Here is a 23,327-nt window from a genome sequence, read left to right as displayed (position 1 = left end):
AATGCTTGCGGCGCCATTTTTGTTGGCGCGGCGCCGGAATGAGGACCGCCTGGCGGCCGTTTGCGTCACACTCCGTTATCGGCGCTACTCCCCCAAATCCGGAAAACGACATGAAACGACTGCTACTTGCCGCGCTCGCCGCCTCATTCGCGATTTGCGCTCATGCGCAAAGCAACGCGTCCGATTCCCTCGTTACGCCTTCAGGCACGCTGCAATTCGTGCGCGACGACCATGATTTCGTCGCCATGCTCGACAAGGAGATTTTCGACCGCTTCGACGCAAAGACGCTCACGCATTTCGACGAAGCCGGCCAGCAAAACAGCCAGGAGCGCGGCACGATCACGCGCATGCTCGTGCAGACCGCTTACGGTCCGGTGCTCTACGACTTCCGCCGCCGCCCGCCGCTCGTGCAACGCTCGAACGTGCGCATGACGGTCAGGCGCGTGTATTGGCAGCCCGATGAAGTCGTGATGCAAGGCTCGGAAGGCTGGTTCCGATTCAAAAACGGTACGCTGACGAAGCTGCAATCGTCGACGACAACGTACCATTGACGCGCTCACCCGCGGCTAGACCGGCACCTGTGCTTCGTCGGCCGGCTGCCAGTGCTCGGCGATAGCCTTGTCCGGTATGCGCACCGTCGCAAGCAACGGCAGATAGCCAAGCAGCCTTGCCTCGCTAATCGCGAGTCTCTCGGAACGAAGCAGCGCTTCCGATATCTTCGTGCCGTCCTGGGTTTCAATGCGATAGCCATCAATCGGCCCCCATTGGCCTTTGGGCACGGGTTCGATATACACGTGCATCATCTCGTCTCTCCACAGGTTTAAGAATCTCAATGTAGAGCGTACCGAGATTAGTTAGGGTCGCGGCCCCCAGGCCGCCTCTGCGAACGCACTAAAAAACTCCGTTGATTCAATAACTTATCTCTCTCATATCACAATACGCAATCCACCCCGACCATACGCAACGTCCGGCTGTTGCACTGCGGCAGCGTTTTCTGGCATACGCGACCTGGTTTCGTATTGTGAGATTTTCGGTCGCGTGCCGGGCTTGCGGACCTTCATCGCGAGGGACGAAAGCGCACGCGCTTCGCCGCACCGTTCACAATGGCAAAATACGGCCATCGATCATGGCGTGCCGCCGGGAGACCGTCGGGCCGCTCGCCGTTGCGCCGGCCAGGAACAGAAATTGCGAACCCGGCCCGCTGAATTTAAGCGATCGGTATGCGGGATCTGTTTTTGGCAACCTCGCTGAACCCGAAAGCGATTTTGTTCGGCGGAACGATTTTTCCGAAAGCCGCCTTCGCAAGCGGCGTGGCCTGGCTGCAGGCAATGGGTCTCTTTCTCGCCCTCGTGTTTCCGATCGGACTGCTTTGGGTGGGTCTGGGCGCGCGCAGCTCGGCGCCGGCCGCCTGGGTGCGCTGACGCCAAAGTATCTGCTTCGCAGTGCTTCCCTCGTCCTCGGAGCTTTTTCGGTCACGGTCGCGCTATCGGCCTTGCGTTGATCAATACGCCTTTTTCTGGAATCCCCGCCATGAACTCATCGAAAAGCGATTCGAGCCGACCGGACGTGCTGATCATCGGCGGCGGGCCCGCGGGCGCGACGGCAGCGGCCTTCCTGGCAATGAAAGGACGCGACGTCGTGCTCGTGGAGAAGGAGGCGCATCCGCGCTTTCATATTGGCGAAAGCCTGCTGCCGCGCAACCTCGATATTTTCGAGCGGCTCGGCGTGCTCGATCAGGTGCGGGAGATCGGTGTCCATAAGCCGGGGGCCGAGTTCGTCTCGGACCGCACGGGGCGCAGCTGTGCGTTTCCGTTCGCAAACGCGCTGAATCGAGATCGTACGCACGCCTGGCAAGTCCGGCGCGCGGACCTCGATGCCTTGTTGTTCAAACACGCCGGCGCGCGCGGAGCCCGGTGCTTCGAGCGGACTCGTGTCATGGAAGTCCAGTTGAACGATGCCGGCGAACGTCACCTCGTAACCGCACAAGACGAATCGGGCAGCACGCGCGAATGGCATCCGCGCTATGTGCTCGACGCTTCGGGCCGCGATACGTTTCTCGCGTCGCGGATGAAGGTCAAGACCTCGAACAAATACAACAACACAGCGGCCGTTTATGCGCATTTCACCGGCGTAGCGCGCCGGGAAGGCGACCTCGCGGGTTACATCAGCATTCATCTTGCGGAGGACGGCTGGTTTTGGCTGATCCCGCTACCCGGCGACACAATGAGCATTGGATTTGTGGGCAACCAGTCGGCGTGGAAAGAGCGCAAGGGAACGCCGACCGATTTGCTGACCGAGCGCATCGCCTCGAGCCCGACCGTCGCGGCTCGCGCGCAGGGCGCGCGGCGCGTATCGGACGTCTACAGCACGGCCAATTACAGCTATCGCGCGCGCGAGGGCAACGGTAACGGCTTCCTGATGATTGGCGATGCTTACGGTTTTGTCGATCCGATGTTCTCGACCGGCGTATTGATGGCGATGACGGGCGGAGAACTCGGCGCCCAGGTCGCCCATGTCTGGCTCGACGACCCGGCCCGCGGAAAGAAGCTTGCGCAAGCCGCCAACGAAGAATTGTCGGAGGCCATGGATCGGATCAGTTGGCTGATCTATCGCGTGAACGACCCTGTCATGCGCACGCTTTTCATGGCGCCGTCCAATCGTTTGTGGATGCGTGACGGCATCGTCAATCTGCTGGCGGGCAATCTCCGGGGGAGCTGGCGCGCCGCACTCCCGGTGATGTGCTTCAAGGGCGTGTACCACGTGCTCTCGGCACTGCACCGCCGTGGGGTCGAGATCCCGCTGCCGGAGGCGCCCCCGCCTGCCGCCTGAAGCGCCTTGCTTACAGATTGCGCGCAACGTTCGAGAAGAACGTGTCGAGCGTGAACCGGGAAGGCCTTCGCACGCGCCGTTTCGCACTGCTACATCATCCATGTCGGCGACGATAGCTATCGTTGGCGTCGCGGTGATCCTGCCGTAGTTATGCATCGCGCAATAACGCTCACGCCAGGAAGACAAATATCGCTAATCGCCCTACACTCGTTCACAGCGAATCTTTCTTTGGGCCGGCCCCGCGCCAGGTGGAACTCAATCGGCGCAGCGGTTCAACTTTGTTGCTGGAAACGAGCAGTATCCGAGGTCGGGTGTGGGAATCACGATTTCCTGAAACGACTCACAAGGGGAACAGCATGCCGTTTTGTCCAAACTGCCTGAACGAGGTGGCTCAGGCCCCCGCGCCTTTCGCACCCTGCCAGCACTGCTTTTACCCAGGCCAGATATTCAATCCGCATGTCTATGCGCCGCCGCCGATGTTTACGCAACCCTATGCGTACTATGGTCCGCCGCAGTTCGTAGCGCAGCCGCAGTTCATGCCGCAACCGCAGTTCGTGCTCCAGCCGCAGATGTACCCGCAGCCAGCCCCCACGTATCCCGATGCCTTCCCGGTGCAGCGTGGCCCCGACCGAGCGCCGACGGCCAGCAAATTCTCCCAATGCCCGTTATGTGGCGGGTCGGACAAACTGGGCGCCGAGCATGTCTGCTTTCCCGATCTCCCTTCGCCACTCCGTTTGAATAATGGCGAACTCGACAGCCTGATTGGCGAACACGAAAAATATATCGCTCGCTACAAGGACGATCGTTATGGGCCAACGCAGCACAAAGTGCGGCTCGCGCAGTCCAAGGTCGACGAGCTGAAGGCCGAGCTGGTACTGCGTAACCGGATCAAGACCACAGCAAAGGAAAAGAAAGCGCACTTTAGCCGCTTCCCTTTGCCGACCGACTTCGATATTGCCGGCGCCAGATATCTCGCGTACGTCATGCAGTTGCTGACGGGGCAAGTCAAACCGCCAAAAGGGATGCCAAAGCCGCCGCGGCTGCCGATGCCGGAGAGCTTGACGGTGGCGGTGGGCAGCAGTGCCAACGAAATCGGGTTGCATTACGCCCTTTCGGGCGAGCAGGACGGGAGCAAGATCGCCATGCTTCAGCCCGAAATTCAGGCGCTTTGTGGCATGGTGTACGTTCAGTTCTATTCCATCAATACCGCCTACGACCTCGAACAGAGTTTCGGCAAAGCCGCGAGCTACGATCCGGACAACTATTCAATTCGCGTATGCGCGGAGCCCAAGCTGTGGGATCGCCTGGGCAAAAAGGAAAAACAGCGCTACAACGGCATGACCACCTTATGGGTGGGTTCCAAAGCAAATCCCTATCCCCTGATTCCCGAAGAGACCGGCGTGGGCAGTCCCATGCTGCCCTGCCCAAGATGCCGGTCGTTCGCCGAGAACAAGCTCTAGCGGCTCGATCCGTCGATGAGCGAACGGCGGGGAGATTCCGAAAGTACGAACGCAGCGCATCCACAGCCGCCCGTACCGTGGCGGGCTGCCCCCTCCTTGCGCGGTGTAGCGAGCGTTACGGAAAGCGTCGGAAACAGCCGCTTCGGTAGAACATGAACCAGATCGCGGCGCTTGAGCGAATTCAATGCTCGATATACGAAAGGCGCGCTATCCCCATGCCCTCCTCGCACCGCTGTTATTCGATTCGACAGCACTTTCAAGAGTGCCGATCTCATGCAGGTTAATATCTGGCATTAAGCGAGCTTGCCGCCCGAAAGCAGAAGAACCGCCCGGATATGCAGCGAAGTGCAGTGAACAAGAGGAGCACGCTTCATGAACGCAAACGCAGCGGCCACCGCCGGTCTGGACCAGATCATCCAGCATGTCTTCGTGCTGATGCTGGAAAACCGGTCTTTCGACCATCTGTTCGCGCTTTCGGGTATCGCCGGCGTCGTTGGCGCGACCGCCGGAAACTCGAACGCCTGTAACGGCGCCGCCTACGCATTCGGCGGCGGCGCGCCTGGCCAGATGCCCACCGACCCCGGGCACGAATTCACCGACGTAGTCGAGCAACTATGCGGCCCGGGCGCGCAGTTCCAGCGCGGGCAGCCCTATCCGCCGGTCGACAACTCCGGCTTCGTCTCGAACTACGCGACCACCCGCACCGAAGGCCCTCCACCGCAAAGCGGCGACGTGGACGACATCATGCGCGGCGTCGACGCCCGCACGCAGTCCCCCGCGCTGTACCAGCTCGCCACGCAGTTCGTGCTGTGCGACGGCTGGCATGCGTCGATGCCCGGCCCGACCTGGCCGAACCGCTATTTCCTGCACGGCGCATCGTCGGCCGGCCTCGATCATTCGCCGACCTCGGACGAGATGGGCAAATGGGATGGGCTGGACGGTTTCCCCTATCCGAACGGATCCATTTTCGAAACGCTCGGCAAAGGCAACTACCGCCTCTACCAGGACCACCTGGGCGACCCGCTCGGGCACATACCGCAGGTGGCATCGCTCAAGGGCATCAGCTTCAGCGATATCGACGATCTGTCCCACTTCGAAGCGGACCTCGCCTCGAACTACACGGCCCGCTATACCTTCATCGAGCCCGGCTACGGCAACGTCGTGAACAACACCTACGAGAACGGCAGTTCGCAGCATCCCATGGACGGCCTCACCGGGGGCGACCAGCTTGTCGCGCGCGTCTACGGCGCGATCCGCAACTCGCCGGTGTGGGACAGGAGCCTCCTTCTGATTCTCTACGACGAGCACGGCGGCTTCTACGACTCGGTGAGCCCAGGCGCGGCGCCGCCTCCGAACGACGGCGCGCCCGCGACGCTGAACGCGAACGGATTCGGCTTCGACGTCTATGGCGTGCGGGTTCCCGCCATCGTCGTGTCGCCCTGGGTCGCACAAGGCCAGGTCGATCACACGACATACGATCACAGTTCGGTGCTGGCGACCCTGCAACGCCTGTTCGATCTCGCACCGCTCACGGATCGCGACAGGAACGCCAACCACGTACTGGCATTGATCACGCGAACCTGCCGCCAAGACTGCCCGGAAAGGATAGGAACATGACCCAGACAACGCCCGCGCAGGAGCGCGACCACGAGCCCGTGCCCGACTCCAGCACGCTGATGGGCCTGCTATACGTGCTGCGCAAGGCCCACATGGAGCTGGTCGGCAAAGACGCGGCGCACCAGCGCTTCAGTCAGGTAGCCACGCGCGGCGATGCGCGAGCGTACATTCATGAAGTGATGGCGCCGCTGAAGGCGGAGCGGGAAAAGCGGCGGCAGCAGCGGCTTGGCGGCGGCAAATGAGCCGCCCTACGCCTCCCGCTTGCTGCGCCCATACAGCAGCAGCATCGCCGCGATCACCACGCCGTAGATGATCTGGCGCCCCGCCTCCGGCATCTGCGCCACGGAGAGGATCGACTGCAGCAGCGTAATGAGGATCGCGCCCGCCACGGTGCCCAGGTACGAGCCCCGGCCGCCCAGAATCGACGTGCCGCCAAGCACGACCGCCGCGATCGCCGGCAACAGGTAAGCGTCGCCCATCGACTGCGCCGCTTTCGACGCATACCCCGCGAGCAGCACGCCGCCGAACGCCGCGAACGCGCTGCACACGGCGAAAGCGGCCACCGTCACGAGCCGCGTATTGATGCCGGAAAGATACGCGGCGCGTTCGGTGTTGCCGATCGCGTACAGCGTGCGGCCGAAGGTCGTGCGCGAGAGCAGGAACATCGTGGCGCCGCCGATCAGCACCCACAGCACGACGGCATTCGGCACGCCCGGCACGAGCCAGCCCGCCGCGAGCCACCGCATCACGGGCGGCGCGGAGTCCTGCGGCGACGATCCCCCCGTGTAGACGATCATGATGCCCTGCGCGACCGCGTTAGTCGCGAGCGTCGCGATCATCGACGGAATACGCAGGAGTGCGACGAGAATGCCGTTGACGATGCCGATCAGCACGCCGCAGCCAATCCCGACCGGAATCGCGAGCATGCGCCCGAGTTCGCCGTGCCCCGCAACGGCGCACGCCATCATCGCGCCGACCGTGATCGTCCACGGCAGCGACAGGTCGATATGGCCGAGCAGGATCACCATCATCAGGCCGGTCGCGATGATGCCGAGGAATGCGCCGACCTTCAATTGCAGCAGGATGTACTCCGGCGACGTGAAGTTGCGCGAAAACATTCCGCCGACCAGCAGCAGCGCGACGATGCACGCGAACGAGATGGCGATCGGCTTATCGATCCTGCGCGTGAGCTTCGACACGAGCGTGGTTCTGCCAGGCGCGGAAATATGGCTCATTGGAACCACTCCAGCCGGTTGCGCACCCTGAACAGCCCGCACGCGCCAATCGCGACCGCCAGCAGAAGAATCACGCCCTGAAACAGCGGCTGCCACAGCGGATCGACGTTGAACACGAACAGCAGGTCGCCAATGGAACGAAACGCGAAGGCGCCGAAGATCGCACCGATCGCACTGCCCTTCCCGCCGAGCAGCGACACGCCGCCGATCACCACCGCGGCGATCGAAAACAGCGTATACGCATTGGCGCTGCCAAGACTCGCTTCGCCGGTGTCCGTGAAAAAGGTCAGAAAGAGGCCGCCTATCGCGGCGAGCAGGCCCGCCAGCGTATAGCTCGCGAACCTGGCGCGGCGGATCGGCATGCCGGAGAGGAAGGCCGCGGATTCGGAGGAGCCGGTCGCATACGCTGCGCGCCCCACGGCCGAGCGTTTGAAAGGAATCCAGACGATCACCACGGCCGCGAGCAGAATCAGCAGGCTCGCCGGCACGACAACGGCGACATTGCCGGTCAGTGCGTCGGCGAGATCCTCGTTGATCGATCCGCCGGGCACGGGGCGCAGCAGCAGCGCCAGTCCGTAGTACACGGCGCCTGTTGCGATCGTCGTCACGATCGGCTGCAGGCGGCCGAAAATGATGACGACGCCGTTGAGCGCGCCGCACAGCGCGCCCGCCGCGAGCACACCCGCAATGCCGAGCGCGCTGTGCAGCGCGTCGCCCGTGACGATCCACGATCCCAGGCAGTTGGTCAGCACGAGCATCATGCCGATCGAGAGATCGATGCCGGCCGTCAGCACGACGAGCGCCTGGCCCATCGAAACGAGCGCGAGCAGCACCGCCTTGTTCGCCGCCGTCTGTATCACGTTCGCCGACACCGTCGACGGATAGTTGAAGAGGTAGATCGCGAACATCAGCACGAACAGGCCCAACGCGAACGCCGTCCCGCGATTCTCCGCATACCAGTAACGCAGCCCGCTCATGGCGCGACTCCCGTGGACGCAGAACTCTGTCCGACGGGCAGGTCCAGCGCACTCGCAATCAGGTTCTGCTCGGTGATCGCCGGCCCGGCGAGTTCCTTCTTGATCCTGCCTTCGTACAGCACGAGCACGCGGTCGCAGCAGCCGATCAGCTCGTCATAGTCGGTGGAATAGAAAACGATCGCGGCGCCTTCGTCGGCGAGGCGCCTCAGCAGCTGATAGATCTCCTGCTTGGTGCCGACGTCGATGCCGCGCGTCGGGTCGCTGAGGAGCAGAATACGCGGCTGCCGGATCAGCCACTTCGCGATCACCACCTTTTGCTGATTGCCGCCCGACAGCGAGCCCACCGCCGCATCCACGCCGTGCGACTTGATCGCAAGGAGCTCCATCATCCGGTCGACAAACGACTGCTGGCGGCCGCGATCGATCACGCCTGCCGTGGACATGCGATCGAGCGCGGCAAACGACAGGTTCTCGCGCACCGACATCGGCAGCATCAGCCCTTCGGTCTTGCGGTCCTCCGGGATCAGCGCCATGCCGACGCCGTTGGCGCGCGCGGCCACGGGGCTTTCGATCGACACGCGCTTGCCGTCGATCTCCACCTGCCCCGTGCAGCCGCGCAGCACGCCGAACAACGCGAGCAGCAGTTCGCGCTGGCCCTGCCCGTCGAGACCGCCCAGGCCCAGGATTTCACCGGCCTGCAGCGAAAAGCTCACGCCCCGCAGCGAGTCGTTCCACGCGAGATCGCGACAGGCGAGAACCGGCGCGGCGGCGGGCCGGTCGGCGAGCCGGCCGGCGGGTTTGTCGGGAAACACATGCTGGTACTTCCGGCCGATCATCATTTCGACCACCTCATTATCGGAGCGCGCGCCCGCTTCGAAGCTCATCACATGACGGCCGTTACGGTAGACGGTGCACTCGTCCGCGAGCGCCTTCACCTCGTGCATGCGGTGCGAGATGAAGAGCAGCGCGAGCCCCTCGTCGCGCAGGCGCTTGAGCACCTCGATAACGCGCGCCACGTCGGCCGCGGTCAGCGCCGACGTGGCCTCGTCGAGGATCAGGATGCGCGGCTCGTGCGCCAGCCCCTTTGCGAGCTCGACCATCTGCTGGCGCGACAGCGGCAGGTCGCGGACCTTGGCGAGCGGATTGATGTCACCCGCGCCCGCGCGGGCGAGCGCGTCCTCGGCCTGGCGACGCTGGGTCCGGCGGTCGATCATGCCGAAGCGGCGCGGCGGGTTCGAAGCGAAGATGTTGTCCGCCACGCTCAGATCGGGGATCAGCGAGAGCTCCTGATACACGCAGACGATGCCGGCCGCGTTCGCCGCGGCAGGCGAGGCGAACGAGACCTCGCGGCCGTCGAGGTGCATCGTCCCTTCGTCCGGCTGCACGACGCCGGACATCACCTTCAGCAGCGTGGACTTCCCTGCGCCGTTCTCGCCGAGGATCGCGTGAATGCGTCCCCGGCGCACCGCGAGGTCCGCGTGATCCAGCGCGACGGCCCCGCCATAGCTTTTCGACACGCCCGACATCTGAAAGAACGGCTGCCCTGCGTCCTGCCGCATGCTTCGTCTCCCGTCACGTCACCGGTAGCCGCGAAATCGAGCGAAACCGCGCGATCACTGATTTCCCTGGTTCTGCTTCATGATTTCCTGCGCGGAGAAGTTGATGCCGCAAGTCGGAAACGAGTTGCCGACGAAGAAGTTGTCCGACTCGTTCGGGAAATAGTTGACGCCCGCTTTCAGCTTCGAATCGTCGGTGATGTCGAGCGGCAGCTTGATCGCCACGGGAATCGTCTGGCCTTCGAGCGCCGCGAGCGCCGTCTTGATCGCCACGGCCACCTGCGCGGGTCCGCTGCCCGCCGACGTGCACTTCAGGCCCTGGGCTCCATACTGCGCACAGAACTTGCGAAAGCCGTTCTCCGTCTCGCCGCCGAACGGCACGAACGGATGTTTCGCGTCGATCATTGCGCGCACGACGCCCGTGTCGCCGCCCTGCGCCGAAATGCCGTCGAAATGGCCCTGCACGGCGATCGCGTCGGCAACGGCCTTCTGCGCCACCCCGTCGTCCCACTTGCCGTACACCTGGACGACGTTCCACTTCTTGCCGGTTGCGTTCAGCGTAGTCTGGAAGCCGTTGTGCCGGTCCGTGTCGACCGACGTGCCCGCCACCCCGCGCACCTCGAGCACCTTGCCGCCGTTCGGCAGATGGCTCGCCAGCCACTTGGCCCACAGCACGCCGAGCCCGTACTGGTCGACGTTGACGTTGATCGCGTCTTCGCTGTCGAGCGTATTGTCGAACGCGACCAGCACGACGCCGGCTTTCTTCGCGCGGCGGATCGCGGGTCCGAACGAGGTGGGATTCTGCGCGTCCACGATAACCGCGTCATAACCGGCGTCGATGAAGTTGTTGACGGCCGAAATCTGCGCCGGCACGTCCTCGCCGGTCGAGACCACCTTGAATTCCTTGAGCTGGGCGGCAACGGCCGGCTGAGCCGTATAGGCCTTCGCGGTCTGGATCATCTGGATACGCCAGGTGTTCGCGATATAGCCGTTCACGAGCGCGATCCGGTACGGCCCGTTCTTCTTCGGATACTTGACGAATTTCGTGTCGTTCTTCCACGGGACCATGCACGTGGGGTCGCTGGCCGGGCCGGAAACGATCGACGCCTGTGCGAACGCCGCGGTTGCGCACAGCGCCAATGCCGCGGTCGCCGCCGCTCGAAGCACCTGGACTCCTGAAAGCATGTTGTCTCCTTTGCTGGATTGAACTTACCGATTGCCGGCGCACAGCGCTCGTCGTGAATCGCCGATACGGTGTGCGTGACGCAGGAAATCTTGCGGATGGGCTGCAGCGGGACTGAATCGGACGCGCCGAACCAGCGGAATGACCTCTTCAAAGGCGTCCCCTCGAAGCGAAACGAAAGGCAAGCGCCAACGCCTCTCCATTTGACAGTACTGGCATACCAATCCGCGCGCGATAGTGGTTTACCAGTGCGCCGGGGCATGACCCGGTCGGGCCAAAACTCTCGTTGCGTCAACGCCTTGCGGATAAAGCGCGCGGGCTGCAGCCAGGTGCGGCACCCAACGGGAATTGGTGTACCATTTTCGCGAACTTCAGCCGCCGCCCGGCAGCTACGACGATTTCGAGAATCCCGGATGGCCGATCTTTCGCACACGCCAGCCGGCCGCGCCGCCGATGCGGACGCGGCCGACCGTTCCTATGTCGGGCTGGCGAAGCAGATCTACGACCTGATCGCGGCGGGCGAGCGCGGGCGCGCGCCGGCGGGGCCTCGCGCCCGCCTGCCCTCCGAACGCACGTTGGCCGAGCGCTTCGGCGTGAGCCGCACGCAGGTGAGAGAAGCGATCATCGCCCTGGAAGTCCAGGGCGTGGTCGAAGTGCGGGTCGGGTCGGGCATCTATGTGGCGCAAACGCCGGAGGCGCGGTTCGCCACGTTCGAACTGCCGCGCGGGCCAGGCCCGATCGAGACACTGCGCGCGCGGGCGGTGATCGAGAGCGAACTGGCCGCGCTCGCCGCGACCGAGCGCAAGGATTCGGACCTCGACCGGCTCTTCGCGGCGTTGCGCGCGATGCGCGAAAACATGGACGACAAAGCTGCGAACGAGGCCGCCGACCGCGAGTTCCATCTGGCGATTGCGAGGGCGACGGGAAACGAAGTGCTGCGGCTCGTGGTGACCGCGATGTGGGACAACTCCCGTGCCGACCCGCTGTGGAAGAAGATTGAGGAACACTTCCATACGACCGCGCTGCGGGCGGCTTCGCAGGAAGACCATCAGCGCATTTTTTCGGCCATCATGGCGCGCGACGCGGCCGCTGCGCGCACGGCGATGCAGGCGCATCTAGAGCGCGTAATCGGCGAATTCACGCAGGCCTGGCGTTAGCCGCCGGGGCCAGCCGGCCAACCGGTCTGAAAGGCCGCTCGGCTACTCCCGCCCAGGCGGCGGGTTTTCGGCGATATCGGACCAGAATTCCAGGCACGCCGTTGTCATCCGCACGCCAAGCGCCAAGGGAGCCATCCGGCGAGCCGCCCCCTCTCTTCCTTCGTTATGCTCAATAATGGCCCGGTACACGGCCAGACGTTCCTTGTGGAGCCGCACCTGATCTTCCGCCAGTTTCGTGAGCTCGGCGGTGCTGGTGAACTCGCTGAAAAAGAGTTGCAGCACCGCCATATCCCGCATCTCGAACACTTCGCCCGGCGGGGTCTTCAACCAGCTCTCCAGCGCTTCCTGGCCGCTGGCCGTCAATGAATAGACCCGGCGGCGGCGCCCGCCTTCCTCCACCTCCTGGTCCAGCAGGCCCTCGCGCGACAACCGCTCCGGCTCGCCGTAAAGCTGCGAGTGGGGAAAAGGCCAGAATCGATCTGGTCGAGGCTTATCGCGGTACGTTGGTGTTATGCGTGCCTACGATGCTGATCAGGATGCTCGATCAACCCGGCGCCGAAGATCGTGATCTTTCGTCCTGGCGGTTGACGACCTTGGGCGGCGCACCCGTCCCCCCGGAACTCGTGCGCCGCGCGTTCGCCGAGTTCGACACCGATGTCGCGATCGGCTTCGGCCAGACCGAGTCGTCGCCCTATATCGCTCACACGCTGCCGCGCGACCCCAATCCGCAATGGATCGATACGGTGGGGCGACCGCTGCCGCAGACCGAAATCAAGATCACGAATCCCGATACCGGAGAGATCGTCCCTCTGGGTGTGATTGGAGAAGTCTGCGCAAAGAGCATCTGTGTCATGAAGGGGTATTTCGGCAACCCCAAAGCCACGGCGGAAACCATCGACGCGCAAGGATGGCTGCATACCGGCGACCTCGGCAGTCTGGACGCTCAGGGTTATTTGCGCATCCACGGCCGCATCAAGGACATGATTATTCGCGGCGGAGAGAACATCTATCCACGAGAAGTCGAGGACGTGCTGTGTACCCACCCAGGCGTCGCCCAGGTATCGGTCGTGGGGGTTCCCGACGCGGAATGGGGGGAAGTCGTCGTCGCTTTCGTACAGCCGCGACCGGGCTGCGATCCGGGCAGCGACGAACTCGCCGGATTCTGCCGCGCGCGCCTCGCTGCCTATAAGACGCCACGGGTCTGGCGCTTTGTCGATCACTTCCCGCAAACGGCTTCGGGAAAAATCCAGAAATTCGTGCTGCGCCAGGAATTCATGGCGTCGAGCTGACATGGGCAACCCTGGCGGGCGTTGCGAGTCATCCTGCTGAACCGTCCGCGCCGGAATTCTGTCCATAACTCGAAAGCGGATGTCTGAACGGCGAAGCTGCCCGGCTTTACACTACCTTCCTTTTAATTAATGGTTGCGGTTGGCGGCCCATTACAACCCCAGGAGCGGATGACGTGAAAGCCTTGCAATTCAAAACCTTCGGCACCCCGGACGTTCTCGAATACGTGGACGTGCCCACACCGGAACGGGACGGCAGCAGCGCCATCGTGCAGGTTCGCAGCGCATCGGTGAATCCGAGCGACGTCAAGAACGTGTCCGGGCACTTCGACCACACGGTTCGGCCGCGCGTGCCGGGGCGGGATTTCAGCGGCGTCGTGGTGGAAGGGCCGTCCGAATGGCTGGGCAAGGATGTGTGGGGCACCGGCGGCGACATCGGCTTCACGCGCGACGGCACGCATGCCGAGTACATCCAGGTGCCGCTCGCCGCCCTTTCTCGCAAGCCCGCTACGCTCTCGCACGAAGAGGCGTCGGCCATCGGCGTGAACTTCGTCGTCGCGTGGCTCGGGACCGTCTCCTACGCACAACTGAAAGAAGGCGAAACCATTGCCGTCATCGGCGCGGGCGGCGGCGTGGGCGGCGCCGTCACGCAAATCGCGAAGGCGCGCGGCTGCCGGGTGATCGGCATCGACATTGCAGCGCCGGCCGCCGGCTCGCCTGCCGCGGAGCTCATCGACGAATACGTGCCGTTCGACGACAACACGGTCAGCCGTGTGCGCGAACTGATGGGCGGCGTCGACGTGGTGTACGACGCCGTGGGCGGAATTGCCTTCGAACCCGCCCTCCATCTGCCGAAGCGGCGCGGCCGCGTGGTGGCGATCAGCGCCACGGGCAAGCGCCGGGTGGATTTCGATTTGATCGACTTCTACCACAACGAAACCCAGCTCTTCGGCGCGGACAGCGCAAAGCTGGGCGTTGCCGAGTCGGCGCCGCTCATGAGCGCGCTCGTGGAAGGCTTCGAAAGCGGCAAGCTGAGAGCGCCCATCATCGCTCACCGCTTCGATCTGGCGCACGGCCAGGACGCGTACCGCGCCGTCGCCGCGGGTACCGCCGGCCGCGTTGTCATCAACATGTAATCGGGCCGGGCGTGACGGGCAGTCCCGGGTGCTGCTCCGGCCTGGTCAGATTCCCTGTGACGGCGCGGGTGACGATGGTCTTGCGTGCATCATGAACCTCGCTTCGGACTAGCCCAGCCGCCGGCCGCCATCGACAACGATGGTCGTGCCGGTGCTGAATTTCAGGTGGGTCGCGCACGCCTCGATGGCTTCGGCGATATCGTCGGGCGCGCCGATGCGCCCCAGCGGCGTGGACGCGGCCGCCTTTTCGTTGAAGTCCGCGCCGCGTCCAGGCACGAAGCTCGTATCCACGACCCCGGGCGACACGTTCAGCACGCGAATGCGCGGGGCCAGCGCGCGGCCCAGCGAAACGGCCATGACGTCGAGCCCGGCCTTGGCGGCGCAGTAGGCGATATTGCTGCCGGATCCCGTCGAGCCCGAGATCGAAGACACGTTGACCACGAGCCCCGCGCCGGACTCGTCCAGCAAGGCGCGAAATGCCCGGATCGCGGCGAATTGCGCGCGCCAGTTGACCTTCATGATCTCGTCGATCAGTTCGTCGGTCAGCGCTTCGAGGTCGCCGTGCCTGACCGGCTTCGTAAAGCCCGCGGTATTCACGAGAATATCGGCGCGGCCGAACAAGGCGCGAACGTCGCCGGCCAGCGCGGCAAGCGAATCGCTCTCGGCAATCGACACGACTTTCGCTACGTGCCCCTGCCCGGGCAACGACTGAACGACATGCTGCGCTTTCCCGAGGTCCGACTGGCCGCAGACCACGACGCGCGCTCCCGCTGCCGCGAGCCGCTTTGCGGTGGCCACACCGATTCCGCCGGTGCCGCCAAGAATGACCGCGACTTTTCCTTCAAGCGTGTTGGACACGTTGTTCTCCACGTTATTTGATGGGGGGCGTCGGCCAGACAGGCGTGCCTTCCGCCACGACAAATTCATATTCGAGCGTGTAATACGGGCCCGTGACGTCCGGTGCGGCTGCCCTGCCGTCCTCATGCGCGGCAAACTTCCCGACGAGCGCCCGGTTCACGCCGAAGACGACGTCCGATCCCAGGTATTCCGAATCGTCGGCGAATACCTGGCTGATCAGTGTTTCGTAACCCTCGGCGACCACGACGAAGTGGATATGCGCCGGACGGTACGGGTGACGATGCTGCTTCTCCAGCAACCGGCCTACCGGGCCATGGGTGGGCACCGGATAGCCGGCGGGACGAACGGAGCGGAGCCTGAAATAGCCTTGCGCATCGGTCCGGAATCGGCCCCGCAGGTTCATGTCGGGCTGGTCCGGGTCCTGGTTTTCGTAGAGCCCGATGGGCGACGCCTGCCAGACGTCGACGAGTGCGCCCCGGACAGGCGCTCCGGTCGTGTCCACCACGCGGCCGCGCACAAAGAGCGGCGCACCGGGCGAGCCATCGGCCACGATGGAGGCGCCGTCCGCGTACTCGGGCGAGCGGCCCCGGTAGAACGGCCCAAGCAGCGCGCCGGGCGTGCGATTGCTGCGATCGGCCGTGTTGAGCAGGGTGACGAGCGTCGAGAAGCCCAGCACGTCCGCGGCCAGCACCACCTCGTTGTGGTCGTCAACGGTCGCCTGGCCAATGCCCTTGACGAACTCGAGTCCCTTTTCGAACTCCTGGTCCGTCAGTTGTACTTCACGAAAGAACGCGTGTGCGTGGCGCACCAGCGCATCGACGATCTGCTTGAGCCGCGCATCGTCCGTCTTGCTCATGGCCGCCAGCACGACTTCCGTGATCGAATCGGGGTCGTCGACGATGCTGTCGAGGTGGGATAAATCCGTCATGTAAGTCTCCGCGTGTTTTCCTGCGGCAACCGCCCGGTTGGCGGGTTTCTCGCGCCGTCGGCCGATCAGTTCGCCTTGTATTCATGCTATCCGGTCCATCAAGCCGTGGCGGACAATCGCTTCCGAGTTTCTGCCAGGTGAATGGAATGTCCGAAATTCGGAAACACCTGTCCCGTCAAGAAAACCAGCGCGGACTACAGTTCCCCTACCGGCGACTGTGTATTGCCGTCACTATCCAATACGAGGTGAGGGATAGCGTGGACGTTCTGACCGACTCGACGAAACGTATTCGACGTCGGCATTCTGGCGGCCCGCCACGTCAATGACTCGCGCTGGAGGCACCGGCGGGTGACTGCGGCACCGTCTTGTGCTCGGCGTTCTGCAGGCTTTGCGGGTAATCGGCCGTATCCTGCCCGGGTTGATAGCCGCCCTTCTCGAGGGTCTTGAGCTCCGCGTTTTTCCGCGTCCGCGCCGCCTTACGCTGGGCCTTGCGAATCTGCTTCGGCGTGGACGCCGCAGGAGCCGCCGTTGCCGCGCTTCCCTCCTGCGCCTGCACGGCAGCCGTGCCGCCCAGGAGCGAGAGGCAGCCGAGGGTTGCCAGGATTCTGACCATCGCACCGCGACGTTGCAGCATGTATGTGTCTCCTCTATCTGGTTTTCGAAAAGGGTCCCTTGCTCAGTCGGAACCCGCATCCAGTATCGGGGAAGGGCTGCAATTCGATCTACGCTTTATGTCCTGGCGTTTACCGGATCCTCCGATTTTGTATTCGCGCAATCCGCGCTGCGGCAAGACGCCCTCACACCGCCCAGCCGCCGTCGATAGCGACTTCCGCGCCGGTGATGAACGCGCTCTCGTCGCTCGCGAGAAAGGCAACGAGGGTGGCGACCTCGTCGGGCGTGCCGTGACGCTCCAGCGGCGCCCTCTCCGCGCCCATGCGGTGGACCTCCTCGTTGTTCTGCTTGAGCATGTCGGCGGCGATGCAGCCGGGATGCACGGAGTTCACGCGAATGCCATGCGGCGCAAGCTCGGCCGCCGCCACCTTCGTCATGCCGCGCACGGCCCACTTCGTGCCGCTATAGGCGATGGCATTGGCAAAGCCGCGAAGACCGGCGGTCGACGAGATGTTGACGATCGCACCGCCTCCTGTCTTCTTCATCGACGCCGCCGCGTGCTTCATGCCGAGCAAGGTCCCGAGCTGATTGACCCGGAACATCGCTTCGGCCAGCTCCACCGTGGTGCCCGCGATCGCCGCCGGCCAGTAGATGCCGGCGTTGTTGACGAGCACGTCGCAGCGTCCGAAAACGCGCTCCGTCCGCTCGATTGCGGCGACCCACGAGGGGTCGCTCGTCACGTCGAGATGCTGATAGATCGCCTGGTCCTCGAGTTGCGCCGCGAGCCGCTGGCCCTCCTCGTCGAGCACATCCGCCAATACCACCTTCGCGCCCTCGGCAACGAATCGCCTTGCTTCGGCGGCGCCCTGTCCACGCGCGGCGCCCGTGACGAGCACGACCTTGTTCTGGAGTTTCACGACCCTTCTCCCGGTTCGCATGGAAATTTCGATGGCCGTATTACGGCAGGCGACGTTCGGCAGAAGCGCGGCGCGACGCCGTCCGTCTCGATACCCAGACTACGCGGCGGCCCGGACGGCGTCTTTCAGATTTGGGCGGTTACAGATTTTTGCCAAATGGGGATCGACCAGTTTGTCCGATACGCATGCCCGATGCATGCGGTACGCGGTGCAGGTTCTATACTTTTGGACAGCGAGCGCCACGGACAATCCGGCGGAAGGCGGCGTGGCGCGTTCGAGGCAAAGCGCGGGCAACCAGGAGACAAGGATGGCGAGTGAAGCCGGGACGCAGGGATTCGAACAGTTTGGCCTCGCCAGCGGCGCACCCGGGCTCGACTACTGCATTTCGGGTGCAGAGCCGTATCTGCTCGATTCGATCAACCGGAACGACGTCATTTGCCTGCTGCTCGGCGACATCGCCTCCGAAGCGCGATACGACGACGAGCAACTGGCGGCGCATACGTTCAAGGGCGAAACGCTCGCGTTTCATCCCAAGGGCAGCCGCATGTGGATCAACGCGCTCGAAGTGCGGCAACGGTTCATCGCCTTTCGCTGCCAGGACACGCTTTTGGAGCCGATGTGCGAGCGCGGCGCTGCGGCGCTGCGGCGCAACGGCAATGTCGACAACATCGCCGCGGCCGCCATTCAGCATCTCGTGCGCTATGCGCGGCGCAAGGTGGCGGGCACGGGCCGGCTCGACCCGTGGGAAGCGCAGTGCGTCGGCACGCTCGCCTGCCTCGAAACCGTCCGTGCGCTGGAACGTCCGGCGCCGCGCAAGATCGCCCTCTCGGATACGCAATTCGCCCGCATGGAAGAATTCATCGCGGCGAACCTCGCGGAGAATCTGACCTGCCCGCAAATCGCCGGCGCACTCGACTTGCCCGTGCGCGCGGTCGTGGATGGCGTGAAGGGACGCACGGGCTATTCGCTTTATCGGTTCGTGGTCGACAAACGCGTAGAAGCTGCCGCGACCCTGCTGCGCGATACCGATCTGCCCATCAGCGACATCGCCTTCGGCTGCGGCTTCTCTTCGCAGCAGCATATGACGAGCGTGTTCGCCGAGCGCCTGGGCGTGACGCCGATGCGTCTGCGCAAGGGCGCCGGATCGCGGCCGTCTGCCTGAGCGAAGGCCAATGCCGTTCGCCCGCGAACGCGAACGGTCGTTTTACGCCTCGTCGAACGACTCCGCTTCGGCTACCCCAATGCCCATGCGCCTGATCGCTGCGGCCAGGATCATCTCCGCGCTATTGGCCGGGCAATAGCCGCCTCGCCATTGGGGCCGGTAAACGCGGTCGCCGCGATAGATCGTGCGTCCGCTCAACGCGCAGCACCCCCTGCCGCGCGACGTGCCAATCACCCACCGCTGGTAGGCGTAGCGGCCGCGCGTCGCGTCGCTCCAGCAAATGATCAGGGCGTAATCGTCGGACATTTCCAATGCCACGACCGACGAGCAGCCGTCGGCATGGATGGGCGCGGCGCCGCGCGAGGGGCGAGGCCTGCGCGCGGCGCGCTGCGGTTCCGCACAAGTGCCGGCTTCGCCCGACAGCGAGCCGACAATTCGTGTCCACGTGCTGAATTCGTTCATAACGGCATGCCTCTCACGATCGAAGGCAACGGGTTCAAGCATCCTGGCACAGCCACGCGCGCACGGACCTGAATCGTTCTGATATCTCCTGATACGCGCCGCCGATTTCCCCGCCCGCTTCGCGCCGCGAGGCGCTTGCCTGTAACGCCAGAACTTTTCAGGTCGTTTTCAGGACTTTGCGCGCGAGCCCGGGTAGCTTGACAACGATGCAATCAACGCCTCCCGACCATGCCCGGGAGGCCTCGCTGCCCGACGCCGCGTATCAGGAGCCGGAATGATGATTTCGCAGACCGCCAGCGCCGCCACCCCTCACCCGCTTCATTTGCAAGGCTCGCGGCAACGGCAGGCTCGCTCTTGCGGCCCGTCGCTTCGAGGACGGGTACAGCCATGACGGCAGCGTTCTTTGCCCGCGTGGCCGCCAACTCGACCGACATCGGACTGCTGTTTCTGCGCGTCTGTGCGAGCGTGCTCGTGCTGATCGTCCATGGACTGCCGAAGGTCGAGCACTACCGGCGCGAGGCCGCGGTTATCGAGGATCCTTTCCATTTCGGAAAGAAGCTGACGATCGCATTCGCCATCTTCGCGGAAGTGGTCTGCCCGGTTCTGATGATCGTCGGCGTCGCCACACGCCTTTCCGCCCTGCCGGTCATGGCCGTCACGGCGATCGCGCTGCTGCGCGTCCATCCCGAATGGACGATCGATCAGGCGCAGTTCGCGTGGATGCTCCTGATTCTCTTCGGCACGATCGCGATCGCGGGCCCGGGGCAGTATGCCCTCGGCGCCTGGCTTGGCCTATGAACGGAGCGTACCGATGAGCAGGATCATTGCTGGCGTGACGATTCCGGACGGCCCCCTCGCCCAGGCCGCCAGTGCCGCCATTCTCGCGAGCGAGCCGCCCATCCTGTTTCGCCATTCGGTGCGCGTCTTCCTGTTCGGAGCGCTGATAGGGGAACACCGCGCGCTCGATTTCGACCCGGAACTGCTCTATGTGGCCGCACTGTTCCACGACGTCGGACTGACCGACGATTACCGCGATTCGCACCGGCGCTTCGAAGTCGATGGCGCGCACGCGCTGCGCCTCTTCCTGAAACACCATCGGATTTCGCAGGAACAGATCAACGAAGCCTGGCTTGCCGTTGCCCTGCATACGACATTTGGCATCCCTACCGAGCTCACTTCGCTCACGGCGCTGCTCGCCGCAGGCGTCGAAACCGACCTTCTCGGCCTGCACTTCGACGAAGTCAGCGAACCGAGGCGCCGCGCCGTGCTGCAGGAATACCCGCGCGGCACCCACTTCAAGGAACTGGTCATCGACACGTTCGCCCATGGCCTCGCGAACCGGCCGGCCACCACGTTTGGCTCGGTCTGCGCCGATGTCCTCGAACGTAACGATCCGAATTACCGGCGTCTCAACTTCTGCGGCCTGATCCTCGGCTCGGGCTGGCGGGAGTGAAATACCGCAACGCGCAACACCTGTTCCGGACTGTGCCGCGAAATGCGGACTGCCGGAGCAGAAAGCGACAGACGGCCCAGCCAGGACGGGCCCGTCTGTTCACCGTCCCTTGACAGGAGATCACGATGCCCACCGCCAAAGCTCAACCCGGCAAGACTTTGCTCGATCCCAGCAATCACACGCTGATCATGATTGATCACCAGTCGCAGATGTCGTTCGCCACCAAGTCGATCGACGCTGTTTCGCTGCGCAACAATGCAGCGCTCGTTTCCAAGGCGGCGAAGGAGTTCAACGTCTCCACCATCCTCACGACGGTCGCCGAGAAGTCCTTCTCCGGCCCGATCTTCGACGAGATCCGGTCGGTGTTTCCCGAAACGCACGTGATCGACCGCACGACCATGAATACGTGGGAAGACCCGCGCATTGCCGAGCGCGTCAACGCCATCGGCAAGGACAAGATCGTCCTCGCGGGTCTGTGGACCTCGGTATGCATCGTCGGCCCGGCGCTCTCCGCGCTCGATCAGGGCTTCGAGGTCTACGTCATCGCCGACGCCTGCGGCGACGTTTCCGACGAAGCGCACGAACGCGCGCTCGAACGCATGATCCAGCTCGGCGCACGCCCGATGACGTCGCTGCAATACCTGCTCGAACTGCAACGTGACTGGGCGCGCGGCGAAACGTACAACCAGACGGTGGCGACCTCGATCGCGCATGGCGGCGCCTATGGCCTCGGCCTCATCTACGCCAAGACCATGTTCGGCGCGAGCGAAGGCCACTGACCCCGTTAGTACGGTATGCTGGCCTTTTTCTTCGACCCTCGTTCATGAGCCAGGCCACCCTTCCAACCGGTGCTCCTGTGGCGCCGCCGGCCTCCCCGCCGGCGGCGGCAGCGCCTGCGCCCGAACACGTCCGGGCGCTGCTGATCGGTCTGGGGCTCGCGACCGGTATGGAGTTCTACACGTTCGACAGCGTGAATCTCGTCCTCACGGATCTCACCGGCACGCTCGGCGTTTCCGCGGACGAGTCCAGCTGGATTCTGACCGTGTACAGCTGCTCGCTGTTTCTGGGCGTGCCCATTTCGATCTGGATGGCGGGGCATTTCGGCTACAAGCGCTTCCTGCTCGGCACGGTCGTCGCATTCGCCTTCACGTCAGTGGGCTGCTCGCTCGCCCCGAGCCTCGACATCATGCTGTTCTGGCGGGCCCTGCAAGGACTCGCCGCGGCGGGGCTCGTGATGTGGTGGCGCGCCTCCGTCTACCTGCTCATGCCCAAGCCGCAGCGCAGCCCGTCGCTGATGCGCATTTCGACGATGCTGTATCTCTCCAGCGCAGCGGGCCTGCTCGCGAGCGGCTACATCACGGATCACGCCAACTGGCGCCTGATTTTTTTGCCCAATCTTCTCTACGCCGCCGGCGCGCTGTGGCTGATCGCGCGGCACTTCCCGAACCAGCCCAAGCCCAGCTCGGAGCGCCTGACCGCCACGGACTGGCCCGGCATCGTGCTGCTTGCCACCGCGCTGATCGCGCTGCAGGTGATACTCAACCGCGGCGAGATAGACGACTGGTTCGGCTCCGCGCACCTGCGCATGCTCGGCTTCCTCTGCGCCGGCGCGCTGATTCTCTTCATCGCCTGGCAGATGAGCGCCGCCAACCGCACGCCGCTGCTCTGGCTCGGGCTCATGCGCGACCGTCACGTGCTCTCGTCGGCGTTGATCGGCGTGTTCACCGGCATGATTCTTTCGGGCAGCCTGTTCGTTCTGCCGGAGTTCTTGCGCAACGTCTCGTCGAACACGCACAGCGCCACGCAGACCGGCCAGATCATGTGCGTCTATGCGCTCACCGCCGCCGCGATCCGGCCGCTCATGGTCGGCTTCATCGCGCGCGTGGGGCAGCGCAAGGCCATCGCCTTCGCCCTCGTCATGCTGATCCTCTCGATGCTGATCTGCAACCGGCTCCTGACCACCGGAACCCCGGGATGGTACTTCGTACTGCCAATGGTGCTGTACGCTTTCTGCCTTTCGCCGCTCTTGCCCGCGGTGGGCAGCGGCACGGTTGCGCGCATCGAGCAGAACAAGCTCCTCGACGGTGTTTCGCTGTACATGACGTTTCGCCAGTTCGGCGCTTCGCTGGGTGTGGCGCTGTTGACGATCCTGATCTCGCACCGCGAAACCCTGCACTCCGCGCGCCTTTTCGATCATGTGCGGCACGACAACGACGTGACGCGCTCATGGCTCGCAACGGTTTCCGGCACGCTCACGACGCACGGCGGCTACACGCCGTTCGAGGCGCAGCAGGCCTCCCTGCGCATGCTCGCGGAGCAAGGCGCGCATCAGGCCACGGCCTACGCGTATGCCGACGCGTTTGCGTTCATGGCCGCCGTGGGAATCATCGCCCTATGCCTGCTCCCGATTGTTCCGCCCACCCCCGTGCAACGCAAGTAGGACGATTGCCTTGAAGCCACAACATTCGCCATGGGTCGCGAGAGACACCCGAGGGGAGG

At 64.2% G+C, this 23,327-nt stretch carries 25 protein-coding genes; 14 read left to right on the top strand and 11 right to left on the bottom strand.

Annotated features, from left to right (window positions below):
• Positions 1–110: 110 nt before the first annotated feature.
• Positions 111–551: a hypothetical protein gene (locus BAC01S_RS09035; RefSeq protein WP_027794472.1), complete on the top strand. Its 441-nt coding sequence runs from the start codon at positions 111–113 to the stop codon at positions 549–551.
• A gap of 15 nt (positions 552–566) precedes the next feature.
• On the opposite strand, the gene BAC01S_RS09030 is transcribed toward BAC01S_RS09035, so the two are convergent.
• Entirely contained in the window at positions 567–803 is a 237-nt protein-coding gene (locus BAC01S_RS09030) for a hypothetical protein (RefSeq protein WP_027794471.1), read from the bottom strand.
• A gap of 432 nt (positions 804–1,235) precedes the next feature.
• Here BAC01S_RS09030 and BAC01S_RS30735 point away from each other — a divergent pair, with 432 nt between their 5' ends.
• The 5 genes from BAC01S_RS30735 (at position 1,236) to BAC01S_RS09005 (ending at position 6,148) form a co-directional block, all read left to right on the top strand.
• Positions 1,236–1,421 (top strand): hypothetical protein, encoded by a 186-nt coding sequence (locus tag BAC01S_RS30735; protein ID WP_156954356.1) that lies wholly within the window; start codon positions 1,236–1,238, stop codon positions 1,419–1,421.
• Positions 1,422–1,530: 109 nt separating this feature from the next.
• The gene (locus BAC01S_RS09020; RefSeq protein WP_043201691.1) at positions 1,531–2,829 is read left to right on the top strand and encodes an NAD(P)/FAD-dependent oxidoreductase; all 1,299 of its coding nucleotides are present in this window, start codon (positions 1,531–1,533) and stop codon (positions 2,827–2,829) included.
• 248 nt (positions 2,830–3,077) lie between these two features.
• Positions 3,078–4,289 (top strand): hypothetical protein, encoded by a 1,212-nt coding sequence (locus BAC01S_RS09015; RefSeq protein WP_156954355.1) that lies wholly within the window; start codon positions 3,078–3,080, stop codon positions 4,287–4,289.
• Between the two features lie 372 nt (positions 4,290–4,661).
• A complete protein-coding gene (locus BAC01S_RS09010; protein ID WP_027794467.1) occupies positions 4,662–5,906 on the top strand; it encodes an alkaline phosphatase family protein in 1,245 nt (414 codons plus the stop codon).
• Complete coding sequence (locus BAC01S_RS09005) at positions 5,903–6,148, top strand: hypothetical protein (RefSeq protein ID WP_027794466.1); 246 nt, start codon at positions 5,903–5,905, stop codon at positions 6,146–6,148. Before BAC01S_RS09010 ends, BAC01S_RS09005 begins: the two co-directional genes overlap by 4 nt.
• A 6-nt stretch (positions 6,149–6,154) precedes the next feature.
• Here the strand turns inward: BAC01S_RS09005 and BAC01S_RS09000 are convergent, their stop codons facing one another.
• From BAC01S_RS09000 to BAC01S_RS08985, 4 genes are read right to left on the bottom strand one after another with little or no spacing between them, the layout of a single operon-like run.
• The gene (locus BAC01S_RS09000) at positions 6,155–7,141 is read right to left on the bottom strand and encodes an ABC transporter permease (protein WP_027794465.1); all 987 of its coding nucleotides are present in this window, start codon (positions 7,139–7,141) and stop codon (positions 6,155–6,157) included.
• Entirely contained in the window at positions 7,138–8,118 is a 981-nt protein-coding gene (locus BAC01S_RS08995) for an ABC transporter permease (protein ID WP_027794464.1), read from the bottom strand. Before BAC01S_RS08995 ends, BAC01S_RS09000 begins: the two co-directional genes overlap by 4 nt.
• A complete protein-coding gene (locus BAC01S_RS08990) occupies positions 8,115–9,677 on the bottom strand; it encodes a sugar ABC transporter ATP-binding protein (RefSeq protein ID WP_027794463.1) in 1,563 nt (520 codons plus the stop codon). Before BAC01S_RS08990 ends, BAC01S_RS08995 begins: the two co-directional genes overlap by 4 nt.
• Positions 9,678–9,731: 54 nt before the next feature.
• Entirely contained in the window at positions 9,732–10,859 is a 1,128-nt protein-coding gene (locus tag BAC01S_RS08985; protein WP_027794462.1) for a sugar ABC transporter substrate-binding protein, read from the bottom strand.
• A 411-nt stretch (positions 10,860–11,270) separates the two neighbouring features.
• On the opposite strand from BAC01S_RS08985, the gene BAC01S_RS08980 reads away from it, so the two are divergent.
• A complete protein-coding gene (locus tag BAC01S_RS08980) occupies positions 11,271–12,014 on the top strand; it encodes a FadR/GntR family transcriptional regulator (protein ID WP_027794461.1) in 744 nt (247 codons plus the stop codon).
• A 42-nt stretch (positions 12,015–12,056) separates the two neighbouring features.
• Here BAC01S_RS08980 and BAC01S_RS30730 read toward each other — a convergent pair whose 3' ends face one another.
• Entirely contained in the window at positions 12,057–12,527 is a 471-nt protein-coding gene (locus BAC01S_RS30730; RefSeq protein WP_043201686.1) for a PadR family transcriptional regulator, read from the bottom strand.
• Between BAC01S_RS30730 and BAC01S_RS30725 the strand changes: the two genes are divergently transcribed.
• Both BAC01S_RS30725 and BAC01S_RS08965 read left to right on the top strand, forming a co-directional pair.
• A complete protein-coding gene (locus BAC01S_RS30725; protein WP_281175890.1) occupies positions 12,488–13,303 on the top strand; it encodes a class I adenylate-forming enzyme family protein in 816 nt (271 codons plus the stop codon). The two genes, BAC01S_RS30730 and BAC01S_RS30725, sit on opposite strands and share 40 nt — an antisense overlap.
• Before the next feature lie 173 nt (positions 13,304–13,476).
• Positions 13,477–14,436: a quinone oxidoreductase family protein gene (locus BAC01S_RS08965; protein ID WP_027794460.1), complete on the top strand. Its 960-nt coding sequence runs from the start codon at positions 13,477–13,479 to the stop codon at positions 14,434–14,436.
• 108 nt (positions 14,437–14,544) lie between these two features.
• Here BAC01S_RS08965 and BAC01S_RS08960 read toward each other — a convergent pair whose 3' ends face one another.
• The 4 genes from BAC01S_RS08960 to BAC01S_RS08945 form a co-directional block, all read right to left on the bottom strand.
• A complete protein-coding gene (locus BAC01S_RS08960) occupies positions 14,545–15,294 on the bottom strand; it encodes an SDR family NAD(P)-dependent oxidoreductase (RefSeq protein WP_027794459.1) in 750 nt (249 codons plus the stop codon).
• Between the two features lie 13 nt (positions 15,295–15,307).
• Positions 15,308–16,222, bottom strand: coding sequence for a dioxygenase family protein (locus BAC01S_RS08955; RefSeq protein ID WP_027794458.1), 915 nt, complete (start codon positions 16,220–16,222; stop codon positions 15,308–15,310).
• A 319-nt stretch (positions 16,223–16,541) separates the two neighbouring features.
• Positions 16,542–16,856, bottom strand: a complete 315-nt coding sequence (locus BAC01S_RS08950; RefSeq protein ID WP_245616545.1) for a DUF4148 domain-containing protein — start codon at positions 16,854–16,856, stop codon at positions 16,542–16,544.
• A 163-nt stretch (positions 16,857–17,019) separates the two neighbouring features.
• Positions 17,020–17,751, bottom strand: coding sequence for a glucose 1-dehydrogenase (locus BAC01S_RS08945; RefSeq protein ID WP_027794456.1), 732 nt, complete (start codon positions 17,749–17,751; stop codon positions 17,020–17,022).
• Positions 17,752–18,058: 307 nt separating this feature from the next.
• Between BAC01S_RS08945 and BAC01S_RS08940 the strand changes: the two genes are divergently transcribed.
• The gene (locus tag BAC01S_RS08940) at positions 18,059–18,913 is read left to right on the top strand and encodes a helix-turn-helix domain-containing protein (protein ID WP_027794455.1); all 855 of its coding nucleotides are present in this window, start codon (positions 18,059–18,061) and stop codon (positions 18,911–18,913) included.
• 42 nt (positions 18,914–18,955) lie between these two features.
• Here BAC01S_RS08940 and BAC01S_RS30720 read toward each other — a convergent pair whose 3' ends face one another.
• A complete protein-coding gene (locus BAC01S_RS30720) occupies positions 18,956–19,375 on the bottom strand; it encodes a DUF3331 domain-containing protein (protein WP_052408717.1) in 420 nt (139 codons plus the stop codon).
• A 387-nt stretch (positions 19,376–19,762) separates the two neighbouring features.
• On the opposite strand from BAC01S_RS30720, the gene BAC01S_RS08930 reads away from it, so the two are divergent.
• From BAC01S_RS08930 to BAC01S_RS30715, 4 genes are all read left to right on the top strand, one after another.
• Positions 19,763–20,173, top strand: coding sequence for a DoxX family protein (locus BAC01S_RS08930; RefSeq protein ID WP_027794454.1), 411 nt, complete (start codon positions 19,763–19,765; stop codon positions 20,171–20,173).
• A 13-nt stretch (positions 20,174–20,186) separates the two neighbouring features.
• Complete coding sequence (locus BAC01S_RS08925) at positions 20,187–20,828, top strand: HD domain-containing protein (RefSeq protein WP_027794453.1); 642 nt, start codon at positions 20,187–20,189, stop codon at positions 20,826–20,828.
• 125 nt (positions 20,829–20,953) lie between these two features.
• Positions 20,954–21,607 (top strand): hydrolase, encoded by a 654-nt coding sequence (locus BAC01S_RS08920; protein WP_027794452.1) that lies wholly within the window; start codon positions 20,954–20,956, stop codon positions 21,605–21,607.
• Between the two features lie 44 nt (positions 21,608–21,651).
• Positions 21,652–23,268 (top strand): MFS transporter, encoded by a 1,617-nt coding sequence (locus BAC01S_RS30715; protein ID WP_245616544.1) that lies wholly within the window; start codon positions 21,652–21,654, stop codon positions 23,266–23,268.
• The last annotated feature ends 59 nt before the right edge of the window (positions 23,269–23,327 follow it).

It is taken from the genome of Paraburkholderia acidipaludis NBRC 101816 (genome assembly GCF_000684975.1).
GTDB lineage: Bacteria > Pseudomonadota > Gammaproteobacteria > Burkholderiales > Burkholderiaceae > Paraburkholderia > Paraburkholderia acidipaludis.
This window is presented reverse-complemented; position numbering and strand designations above follow the sequence as displayed.